Source organism: Streptomyces sp. SM1 (assembly GCF_002910825.1).
Taxonomy (GTDB): domain Bacteria; phylum Actinomycetota; class Actinomycetes; order Streptomycetales; family Streptomycetaceae; genus Streptomyces; species Streptomyces okerensis.
Map to the genome: position 1 here is coordinate 1 of NZ_NEUB01000721.1, position 10,325 is coordinate 10,325.

10 protein-coding genes and 1 pseudogene are annotated in these 10,325 nt (G+C 69.7%); 6 read left to right on the forward strand and 5 right to left on the reverse strand.

Features of this window, described 5'->3' with window-relative positions; translation table 11 throughout:
* Positions 1–16 precede the first annotated feature (16 nt).
* Complete coding sequence (locus tag B9S61_RS20680) at positions 17–799, reverse strand: GntR family transcriptional regulator (RefSeq protein WP_042163655.1); 783 nt, start codon at positions 797–799, stop codon at positions 17–19.
* A gap of 165 nt (positions 800–964) precedes the next feature.
* Here B9S61_RS20680 and B9S61_RS20685 point away from each other — a divergent pair, with 165 nt between their 5' ends.
* The 4 genes from B9S61_RS20685 (at position 965) to B9S61_RS20700 (ending at position 4,467) form a co-directional block, all read left to right on the forward strand.
* A complete protein-coding gene (locus B9S61_RS20685) occupies positions 965–1,315 on the forward strand; it encodes a hypothetical protein (RefSeq protein ID WP_042163656.1) in 351 nt (116 codons plus the stop codon).
* On the forward strand, positions 1,315–2,616 hold the full coding sequence (locus B9S61_RS20690) for an FtsK/SpoIIIE domain-containing protein (RefSeq protein WP_103543587.1): 1,302 nt from the start codon (positions 1,315–1,317) through the stop codon (positions 2,614–2,616). The genes B9S61_RS20685 and B9S61_RS20690 overlap by 1 nt, the downstream gene beginning before the upstream one ends.
* Positions 2,613–2,810 (forward strand): hypothetical protein, encoded by a 198-nt coding sequence (locus tag B9S61_RS20695; protein WP_103543588.1) that lies wholly within the window; start codon positions 2,613–2,615, stop codon positions 2,808–2,810. The genes B9S61_RS20690 and B9S61_RS20695 overlap by 4 nt, the downstream gene beginning before the upstream one ends.
* 298 nt (positions 2,811–3,108) lie before the next feature.
* The gene (locus B9S61_RS20700) at positions 3,109–4,467 is read left to right on the forward strand and encodes a replication initiator (protein WP_103543589.1); all 1,359 of its coding nucleotides are present in this window, start codon (positions 3,109–3,111) and stop codon (positions 4,465–4,467) included.
* Between the two features lie 189 nt (positions 4,468–4,656).
* Here B9S61_RS20700 and B9S61_RS20705 read toward each other — a convergent pair whose 3' ends face one another.
* Entirely contained in the window at positions 4,657–6,177 is a 1,521-nt protein-coding gene (locus B9S61_RS20705; protein ID WP_042163667.1) for a recombinase family protein, read from the reverse strand.
* Positions 6,178–6,198: 21 nt separating this feature from the next.
* Positions 6,199–6,348 (reverse strand): annotated as a pseudogene (locus tag B9S61_RS20710) (DUF4291 family protein); the annotation flags it as partial.
* A gap of 112 nt (positions 6,349–6,460) precedes the next feature.
* Here B9S61_RS20710 and B9S61_RS20715 point away from each other — a divergent pair.
* Positions 6,461–6,946 carry a nuclear transport factor 2 family protein gene (locus B9S61_RS20715; protein WP_103543594.1) on the forward strand — a complete coding sequence of 162 codons (486 nt, stop codon included), beginning with the start codon at positions 6,461–6,463 and terminating at the stop codon, positions 6,944–6,946.
* 69 nt (positions 6,947–7,015) lie between these two features.
* Complete coding sequence (gene lnt, locus B9S61_RS20720) at positions 7,016–8,581, forward strand: apolipoprotein N-acyltransferase (RefSeq protein ID WP_103543591.1); 1,566 nt, start codon at positions 7,016–7,018, stop codon at positions 8,579–8,581.
* Here lnt and B9S61_RS20725 read toward each other — a convergent pair.
* A complete protein-coding gene (locus B9S61_RS20725; protein ID WP_103543592.1) occupies positions 8,505–9,410 on the reverse strand; it encodes a Gfo/Idh/MocA family protein in 906 nt (301 codons plus the stop codon). The genes lnt and B9S61_RS20725 overlap by 77 nt on opposite strands.
* Before the next feature lie 37 nt (positions 9,411–9,447).
* Positions 9,448–10,325 (reverse strand): IS982 family transposase (locus B9S61_RS20730; protein ID WP_374936231.1); only part of this gene is annotated, 878 nt, incomplete at its 5' end.

Consider the following 10,325-nt stretch of genomic DNA (forward strand, 5'->3'; position numbering starts at 1 on the left):
CGATGCTCCTCGTCCCTCACGCCTTGCGGCGCCGAGCGGGCTGCCTGTCGGCGGTGATCCGGTAGGCGACCTCGGCGCGGTCCGCACCGACGCGCAGTTCTTCGAGGAGCAGAGGGCGGTCGTCGGTGCCGTGCGCGATGCGGGACAGGTGCAGGATCGGAGTCGCGTCCGGGAGCTGGAGGGTGGCGCGCTCGTCGGGCAGCGGCATACGGGCGCGGACCGTCTCCGACCACCACAGGGCGTGGCCACCGTCCTGGGTGAGCAGTCGGTAGATCTCTGCCGGTTGCTGGCACGGCTCCTTCCCGAGCGGCGGGATGGCTTCGGCCACCTCGAAGGGGATCAGCGTGCGGTGCATGGCACGGGTGCCGGTGCCGGGGTCGTGCAGCAGTCGGTCACAGCCGAAGAGCGCTTCCTCTTCGGCGAGTTGGAGCAATCGGCCGGTTGCCTTGGTGGTGCGGGTGCGGTAGGTGGTCGGCTCCTCGGTCTCCTCCCATGCGTCACCGTTGGGCATGGTGAACCGGTCGTCGCTGGTGCGGCTGATGCGACGCTCGATGGTGAGGGCGGGCTGGCCGTCGGACCGTACGAAACTGCCCTTGCCGTGCCGTACATCGATCAGCCCTTCCGCGCGCAGAGCCGCGATCGCGTTGCGCACGGTGGGTCGGGAGACCCCGTAACGGGCGATCAGTTGGGACTCCGACGGCAACGGCGAGTCCGGTGCGAACTCGCCGGACAGGATCGCCTCTCGGATGGCGGCGGCCACCTGCTGGTAGAGGGCTCCGGGGCGCTGGATCTCCGTCATCTCGGCTTCTCCGGTTCGGTGTCGTAGACGCGTCGCACGCGCGTCATCACTCGTCAGCATAAGTAGTTGCACTCCTGCCGTACAGCACTCCATAGTCGTAACTCGTAAGGACAAGTGACGTCCGCATGTGTCGGACGTCCTGATTGGCCAGGGAGGCCGAAGAACATGCAGTCCATTCCCGTGGACACGGCGCGACTGGGCGTACTGCGGTGCGCCATCGCGCCGGAAGCGAAGATCAGCAACCCCGAAACACAGGAGGTGAAGAAGGACCGGGACGGCAACCCGGTGTTCACCGTGGCCGTCACCGTGCGGCAGGACCGGCGGCGGATCTCCGTCATCGAGATCGCGGTGACCGGTGAGCCCAAGGGCATCGAGGAAGGGCAGATCGTCACGGTCACCGGACTCACGGCGTTCATGTGGGCCATGGGCGACCGGCACGGCGTCAGCTTCCGGGCGGACGCGATCACGCCCGTACACAGCGGCACTGCCGCACACCGCAAGGGCGGTGACGCGTGATGGGGCCGATCCTGCTCGCTTTCGCGCTCGCGGTGCTGGCCTGGGTGCTCGTCGTCGGTGACATGGTGCGCCGGCACCGCCCGGCCTGGCACTGGTACCTCATCGGTTACCCCGTCACCGCGTGCCGGGTGGTCTTCACCTGGCGCGAGGTCGCCATGCTCAACGACCTCGCCGTCTCCCGTCGTCCGCCCCGCGGGCTGCTCGGGGACCTGGTGGTCAAGGGCGATCCGGTCCGGCCGATCGCTCCGAGGGTCTCGTTCCCGCGCGCCACGCTGATGGGGCTGACCGTGGCCGTGCGGCTGCACGCGGGTCAGACCCCGGCGACGTACATGAAGGCGGCTGATGCTCTGGTCCACGCCTGGCGGGTGCACGCGGTGCGGGTCACCTCGCCGGAACGCGGCCTGGTGCTCCTCTCCGCGATGGCCACCGACCCGCTTGAGCGGCCCGGCTTAGCCACCGCCCCGGCCGAACTGCTCTCCGCGCTCATCGGCGCACTGGAGAGCGGCGGCGCCTGGGTGATGAACCTCCGGCTCGTCCCGCACTGGCTGATCACGGGGGCCACCCGGTCCGGCAAGTCCACTGTGCTGGCCCGGCTGATCACTCAGCTTGCCGCGCAACGCGTCGCCCTGGTCGGCATCGACTGCAAGGGCGGCATGGAACTCGGACTGTTCACCGGTCGGTTGAGTGCGCTCGCCACCTGCCGACGCGAAGCGGTCACCGTACTCTCCGCGCTCGTCGTCGACATGCAGGAACGGATGAACGCGTGCCGTACGGCCGGCGTGCGCTCGATCTGGGAGCTGCCCGACAAGCTAAGGCCGGTGCCGGTCGTCGTGCTGGTCGACGAGATCGCGGAACTGTACCTGTCCGACGGCACCCGCGAGGGCAAGGCAGAGGCCGAACAGTGCTCCACGCTGCTGCTCCGCATCGCTCAGCTCGGGGCCGCGCTCGGCCTGCACCTGGTGGTCGCCGGGCAACGCGTCGGCTCTGACCTCGGTCCCGGTGTCACCGCGCTGCGGGCCCAGCTCGGCGGCCGTATCTGCCACCGCGTCAACGACCCCGGCACGGCTGAGATGACCTTGGGCGATCTCAACAAGGATGCCGTGGCCGTCGCGCAAGCGATCACACCGGAGGAACGCGGGGTCGCTGTGTGTACCGGACCGGACGGCGGCTGGAGCCGTGCCCGCTCGCACCTGACCCCCACGGATGAGGCCGTTGCGACAGCCCGCAAGTTCGCCGGCATGACCCCGGAACTGCCCACCGTTCACCGTGCCCTCGTGGCGCTGGAAGGGGAGAACAAGTGATCAGCGAAGGTACGGCGTTCACGTTCGCAGTGATCTTCGGGTTCATCACCGTTCTCCTCGTCCGCTCCCGCGACGTACGGGCCTGGGAAGCGGTCTGCGTCGGCCTCTTCGGCCTCTACCTCGGCCAGACCCCCGTGATCCACACCGTGCACGGCCTCGTCACCTGGGTCATCAGCGGCTTCTCCCACACCTGAGCAGGAAGGACCCACCACCATGCCCATGCCTCGCGTAAGGTGCCCGCACTGCAAGGGCGACGGGGCCCGCAGGACCTGGACCGGACGACTGCGCCGCTGCCGCGTCTGCCGGGGCACCGGAACCATCCGCTGACCCCCGCCCACCCACCGACCAAGCAAGAGAGGCGATCCCCATGAGCGACCACGCGCCACCCACCATCCTCCGTGCCGCTGCGGCGGCCCACACCGGAAGGTCACCACCATCACCCCGGAGTTCACCCCGGCTGACAGGCGCGCCGTCCTCGACCGCGCGGCGCGCCTGCGTCAGCTCGCCGAAACGGACCGCGACGCCATCCGCATAGCCCAAGACCCACACTTCTCCCGCTGGCTGGAACAGATCACCGCTACCGGCGGCTGCTCCCACCCCATCCACCTCTCCGGCTCCACCACCACCCTGGACGGCACAACCGGCGAGATCCTCCGCCAGTACGACACCCGCAACGAACCGGGCGAACGCCTCCTCGTCCGCTGCCGCAACCGCCGGGCCACCGTCTGCGCCCCCTGCTCCCGCCTCCACGCGGGCGACACCTTCCACCTCGTCCGCGCGGGACTCCTCGGCGGCAAGAACGTCCCCACCACCGTCCGCAACCGCCCACGGCTCTTCCTCACCCTGACCGCACCCTCCTTCGGCCCCGTGCACCGGACCGGGGAACGCTGCCGCCCTCGCCGTGATCGCGGCACGTGCGGACACGGCCACCCCCCTGGCTGCGGCACCGAGCACACTGCGAACGATCCCCTCGTCGGCCAACCCCTGTGCCCCGACTGCTACGACTACACCGGACACGTCCTCTGGCACGCGCACGCCTCCAAGCTGTGGGACCGCTTCGTCATCGACGTCCGACGGCGCCTCGCCTCCTCCGCCGGCCTCGTACAGTCTCACTTCGCCCGCCACGCCCGACTGTCCTTCGCACGCGTCGCCGAGTACCAGAAACGGGCGGCCGTCCACGTGCACGCCGTCGTCCGTCTCGACGGCCCCGACGGACCGACCGACGACTCTCCGCCCTGGGGCACGGCCGACCGACTCACCGACGCTGTGCGCGCCTCCGCCGGGCGGGTCCTGGTCCGCACTCCGTACAGCCTGGCCGTGGGCGAACTGCACCTTCGCTGGGGTGCCCAACTCGACGTCCGCCCGCTGCACGCCGAGGGTGACGGGCCCGGTGATGACGCGGTGGCCGCATACGTCGCAAAGTACGTCACCAAGGGAGCAAGCGAGACAGGCGCCGGCACCGACCACAAGGTCACCACCTGGGACGACATCAATGCAGCACCCGTGAGCGAGCACATCCGCACCCTGATGCGCACCTGTTGGCGCCTCGGCGGCCTTCGCGAGTACGCACCCCTGCACCTGCGCACCTGGACCCACACCCTTGGCTACCGCGGCCACATCCTCACCAAATCGCGGGCCTACTCCACCACCTACGCAGCATTACGCGCTGAACGTGCCCACCACATCGGCCAAGCCGAGATCCCCGATGCGATCACGGATGCGCACTGGCGCTACGTAGGTTCCGGCCACACCCCCGGCGCCGCCCTCATCGCGGCCGGAGTCGCCAGCGACCTGGCGAGCAACCGCGAGATGGCCCGCGAAGAGATCAGCCGGGCGGCGGTGAGCCATTGACGAAACAGAACCGCGACGCGGACAGAGCCCACCACCTGGAAAGAGTCTGCCGGGCCTTCTCCACCAGGATCGGGCCGGAGTCAGCAAAGCGACTGGCCCGGCTCCTGGAGCGTCAACCAGGAGGAAAGATCGAATGAGACGGCAAGGGGGCCTCGTGTGAGGCCCCCTTCTCTTTCTCTGTGCTGGGGCTCAGGCCCAGATCGGGTTCTGCTCGATGTCGATCCTGCCGTAGTCGAAGTACCGGCCCTTCTTCGTCGCTTCCTTGATCTTGACCGCAGCAAACAGGAAGCGCATCACCGCGTTCATACGCTGGAAGTCCTCCGCCTCCCTCAACGCCTCCCAGCTCGCCCGCGCATGCGGGCCCACAAGACCGTTCAGGACCTCGGTAGTCGGCCGGACGATCATTTTGCGCTCGATCTCCGCGATGCGCGCTTCGACGGTCCTGCGCATCTCGCGGTATTCCCGGGTCTTCAGCTCCTGCTTCTGCCACATGTCCTTGAGCTCGTCGAGCTCGCGCCGGTCTCCCTCGATAGCGGCCCGGTCCTCGTCCGACAGTTCAGAGGGCGTCGGCGCCTCCGACAGATCAAGGCGTTCAAGAAGGTTGATCGCGGCTTCGCTCACGAACTCTTCCAAGATCGGGGCGGAGACGGCCCGGTTGCAGCGTGGAATGTCGAGCCGCTGTGTGTGCTGGCAGACGTACTTGGCGCCGCTTCCTCCGGACCCACCCATGATCTTTCCGCACCCCGTGCAGGTGACCAAGCCACGCAGCAGGTAGAACCGGCCCGGCTGCCTGCCGTTCGCCAGTCTGGCGGCCCGGTAGGCCCGGCGCTCCCGAACCTCGAGCCACATCCCCCGGTCGATGATCGCGGGCCACTCTCCGTCTCCGACCTCCTCACCACGGAACACACGGATGCCGGCGACGTGGCGGTTGTCGAGCACGTCTCGCACTCGCGGGGCAGTCCAGTTGCGCCCCTCGGCGGTCTTCTCACCCCGATCGAACAGTTCTTTGGCCAGTTGAACCGGGCTCACTCCGTCGAGATAGCGGGTGAAGATCTCCCGCACGATGTCGGCCTCTTCAGGGACGATCACGGTGCCGGTCTTGTCGTACCCGTAGCGTCGGCGGCCGGTGTGCGGCCTCCCGTCCTGCACGCGATCGATCATGGAGTCGATCAGTCGGCGCGACGTGTCGTCACTCGACCGGCACGCGTGCGCAACCTCAATACGCAGGAAGAAGCGGTCATCAGGGTCCGCGAGGTCACGCCGGTTCGCCTGGCCGTGCAACGTGATGTCGTGATCGTCCGCGATCTGCAAGAGCTCTTCGAGGTCGCGCGGCTGTCGCATAAGCCGGTCCGGGTGGTAGGTGAGGACGTGACGCACACGGCCCTTGCCTGCCTCGGCCAGTAGCGCATCCCACCCCGGCCGCCTGCGCTTCCGCTGCCATGCCGACCGGTTGTTGTCCACGTAGACCTGATCTTCGTCCACGACGAGCCCCAGACGATCCGCCACTTCGCGGCAGATCTTCTCCTGACGCTCCACACCCGTCTGATCGTCGTCGTTCACATGGGAGATACGGCAGTAGATCGCCGCTGACTCTCCTGCCCAGTCGGCCCGGTGCCTCTTCGCCCGCTGCTGCGCGCCGGCCGTCTGCCTGGCCCGGAGGGCTCGCCGTAACCGGGCGTCCGTCTGCTGCTCGTCGTCGTCTTCAGCCATGAATAAAGGCTATGAGCACTGCTTGATCCACGTCATGCGCTCCCGGCTCCACGACGGCGGGAAGCGGCCGTCGCGGGCCGCGGGGCCGCCTGTGTGCGGTGGGTAGGCCTGGTAGACGGTGACGGTGGACTCCGTGGGGTGGGCGCGCACCTCGAACTTCGGGTGCTGCACGGCCGGCTGATCGTTCACGGCGTACAGCTTCGGCCGCCGCGTGGGCGGTGAGCCACTGAATATCAGCGCACGCCCCCTTGGCTCCGCCTGCCGCATGGTCAACACTGAGCCGATGACCCAGCGTGTGGAGCTCGCGACCGTGAGGGACCGGCTGGCCCTGGACGGACTCGTCACCGAGTACGCGGTGGCCGTGGACGACGGTGACTGGGAGGCGTACCGAGGGCTGTTCACACCGGAGGGGCGGGCGGACTACCGCTCCGCCGGCGGTATCGAGGGCAGCGCCGGGGCGGTGGCCGGGTGGCTCGCGGAGAGCTTCGCGGTGTTCCCCGTGCGGCAGCATCTGCTCGTCAACCGGCGGATCCGGTTCGGCATCCTGGAGCAGGACCGCGGTGACACGGCCGAGGTGCAGGCCGATTATGTGAACCCCATGGGCGGCACGGGACCGGAGGGCGTGTCTGCGGCGCCGGACCTCCTGTGCGGCGGACGGTGCGTGTTCTCGGTGCTGCGCACGGAGGACGGCTGGCGGCTGAGCGAGGTCGTCGTACGGGAGAAATGGCGCCGGGTTGCCGACCGGCGGACCGCCCCTGTGATCAACTGAGCCGGCCCGCACTGTCCCGGATCACGTCCGGGACGCACACTGGAACCGGCACGGGGTAGGGAGGCGCCTATGAAGACGCTCGGCGACTGGCTCGCCTCCCCCTGGCGCCGATCGGCGGTCGCCGCCGTCGTGGGCGCCCTGCCCGTTCTGGCGTTTCCCGCCCCGTCCCTGTGGTGGTTCGCCTACGTCGCCCTGGTCCCGTGGATGCTGCTGGCCCGTGCCGCGCCGACGGGAAGAAGGGCGGCCTTCGACGGCTGGTGGGGCGGGTTCGGTTTCATGCTGGCCATGCACCACTGGCTGCTGCCGAACCTGCATGTGTTCACGTTCGTCATCGCCGCCCTGCTGGGCGCGCTGTGGGCGCCGTGGGGGTGGCTGGTGCGGCGGTTGCTGGGCGGGGTGCCGTCACGGGGGCGGGTCGCGGCCGCGCTCGTCGTGGTGCCGTCGGGATGGCTGGCGGTCGAGCTGGTCCGTTCCTGGCAGGGGCTCGGCGGTCCCTGGGGCGTGCTCGGTGCGAGCCAGTGGGAGGTGGACGCCGCGCTGCGGCTGGCGTCGGTGGGCGGGGTGTGGCTGCCGAGTTTCCTGGTGGTGGCGCTGAACGTCGTTGTGGCCGTGCTTGTCGCGGTCCGGCGGGCCCGGGTGCCGGCCGTGGCCGGGCTGGTCGCCACGGCCGCCGTCACCTCCGCCGCCTGGGTGTGGTCGCCGCGCCCGGACACCGGCGACCGGGTCCGTGTCGCGCTCGTGCAGCCGGGTGTCGTCGCCGGCCGTGACAGCGCCGACCGGCGCTTCGACCGCGAGGAGCAGCTCACCCGCGAACTGGCCGGCCGGGACGTCGGCCTGGTCGTCTGGGGCGAGAGCAGCGTCGGTTTCGACCTCGGCGACCGTCCCGACCTGGCGCGGCGGCTGACCGCGCTGTCCCGCGAGACGGGCGCGCGGATCCTGGTCAACGTGGACGCCCGGCGTTCGGACAGGCCCGGCATCTACAAGAGCTCCGTGCTGATCGGCCCGGACGGCCCGACCGGGGACCGGTACGACAAGATGCGGCTGGTTCCGTTCGGCGAGTACATCCCGGCACGCTCCCTGCTGGGCTGGGCGACCTCCGTCGGCAAGGCAGCCGGAGAGGACCGCCGGCAGGGCTCCGAGCAGGTGGTGATGGACGCGGGGGGCGGGCTGCGGATCGGTCCGATGGTGTGCTTCGAGTCGGCGTTCCCCGACATGAGCAGGCATCTCGCCGAGGACGGCGCCGATGTACTGCTCGCCCAGTCCTCCACGTCGACGTTCCAGCGGAGCTGGGCGCCCGCGCAGCATGCCTCGCTCGCCGCGCTGCGCGCCGCCGAGACCGGCCGCCCGATGGTGCACGCGACCCTCACGGGCGTCTCCGCCGTGTACGGACCGGACGGCGGGCGGGTCGGCCCGCGGCTCGGCACCGACACCGTCGCCGCGCAGGTGTACGAGGTGCCGCTGGCACGCGGCACCACGCTCTACGTCCGCTTCGGCGACTGGCCCCTGTACACGGCGCTGCTGGTCCTCGGGGTGTGGGGCGTCACCGAGGCGGTGTTCTTCAGGCGGCGCGCTCGTGGATCGCTCGTACCACCCGTTCGCACAGCTCATGGGTGGCCAGCGCGTCCCGGGCACTGAGCACCTTGCCCGCGCGCACGGCGTCCAGGAAGGCGAGCGCCACCTGCTCGATGCCGCGCTGGCGTGCCACCGGCACCCAGTCCCCGCGCCGCCGTACGGTCGGCTGCCCCTTGTGGTCGATCACGTCGGCGAGGTTGGCGACCTGGCGCTTGGTGTCCTGCCCGGAGACCTCCAGGATCTCCTCGGCCGAGCCGCTGAGACGGTTCATCACGCCGAGCGCGGTGAAGCCGTCCCCGGCGAGCTGGAGCACCACATGGTGCAGCAGCCCGCCCTCGGTGCGGGCACGCACGGTCACGTCGTCGACCGGGCCGGGCACGAGGAAGCGCAGGGTGTCGACGACGTGGATGAAGTCGTCGAGGACCATCGTGCGCGGTTCCTCCGGCAGTCCGACGCGGTTCTTCTGCATCAGGATCAGCTCGCGCGGATGGTCGGCGCACTGCGCGTAGCCGGGGGCGAAGCGACGGTTGAAGCCGACGGCGAGGCTGGTGCCCCGCTCCTCGGCGAGGGCCACCAGCCGCTCCGAGTCGGCGAGTTCGTAGGCGAGCGGCTTGTCGACGTACGTCGGCACGCCCGCCTCGAGGAGCCGGGTCACGATCTCCGGGTGGACGTCGGTCGGCGCGTGCACGAAGGCCGCGTCGAGGTTCTGGGCGAGCAGTGAGCCGAGGTCCGCGTGACGCCGGTGCGCGGGGAGGTGGAGACCGTCGGCGACCCGGTCGAGGGTCGCGCGCGTGCGGGTCTGCAGGTGCAGTTCCACTCCGGGCTGGACGGCGAGCACCGGAAGATAGGCCTTCTGCGCGATGTCGCCGAGTCCGATGCAGCCGACCTTCACGGGGTGTTCTCCTCTAGACGAGTCTTTCCGAATACGGTCAGTGGTCGTAGGCGGTCAGTGAGCGGCTGATCGCCTGGCCGGTCTGGAAGTTGTGCCAGATCGCGGCGGCCAGGGCCAGCACACGCTGAGCGACACGGACAGCGACGCCCTCGACGGTGCGCCCGCCGTGTTGTTCCAGGTCGAGCTGGCCCTTGAGGGTGTCGTTGACCGACTCGATCAGCTGGCGGACCTTCTTGAGCATCGGCTCGCCGGGCCGCAGGATCTCCCTCTTCCTCGACGGCCGCAGCAGCGTGATGCCCTGTACGGACAGTGACCGCTCGAAGGTCTTCGACGCGAAGCCCTTGTCGCTGATCAGCAGCAGGCCCGGCCGCACGCGCACCAGCTCGGCATCGACCTCCAGCATCGCGGCCAGCACCTCGCGCTCGCCGAGCTTCGGATCGGCCAGCGCCCACAGGATCGGCATCCCGGCCGGGGTGCACACCAGGTACAGCCGCAGCCCCCAGAAGAACCGCGAATGCGACGCGCAGTAGCCGTAGTTGGCCCAGCCCGCCAGCTCCGAGCGCTTGACCGTGGGGCGGGACATCCCGCACGGCACCGGGGTCGAGTCCGTGATCCACACCGTGTCGTGCCAGAAGTCGGTGTCCTTGGCGAGCACCCGTATCACGCGTTTGATCTGCGGCAGCGCGGCACGCAGCCGCTTGTTGTAGCCGGCATCCTGCGGGACGAAGGGAAACATGTCCTGGAGGTGTGCGCGGACGTACCGCAGCCAGCGGGCCTCGCAGTGGAAGCCGAGCATCGCCTGCATGACCGCCAGGCACAGCAACTCCGAGTGACTGAGTTTCGGTGGCCGGCCCGGCAGCCGCACGATACCCGCCAAGTCGTCGTCGATCTTCACGTACAGTGCGGTCACGAGGG

Bases quoted from the DNA above. Each gene is read 5' to 3' on its own strand.
- B9S61_RS20680 (WP_042163655.1), bottom strand. From the start codon at position 799: ATGACGGAGATCCAGCGCCCCGGAGCCCTCTACCAGCAGGTGGCCGCC.
- B9S61_RS20685 (WP_042163656.1), top strand. From the start codon at position 965: ATGCAGTCCATTCCCGTGGACACGGCGCGACTGGGCGTACTGCGGTGC.
- B9S61_RS20690 (WP_103543587.1), top strand. From the start codon at position 1,315: ATGGGGCCGATCCTGCTCGCTTTCGCGCTCGCGGTGCTGGCCTGGGTG.
- B9S61_RS20705 (WP_042163667.1), bottom strand. From the start codon at position 6,177: ATGGCTGAAGACGACGACGAGCAGCAGACGGACGCCCGGTTACGGCGA.
- B9S61_RS20715 (WP_103543594.1), top strand. From the start codon at position 6,461: ATGACCCAGCGTGTGGAGCTCGCGACCGTGAGGGACCGGCTGGCCCTG.
- lnt (WP_103543591.1), top strand. From the start codon at position 7,016: ATGAAGACGCTCGGCGACTGGCTCGCCTCCCCCTGGCGCCGATCGGCG.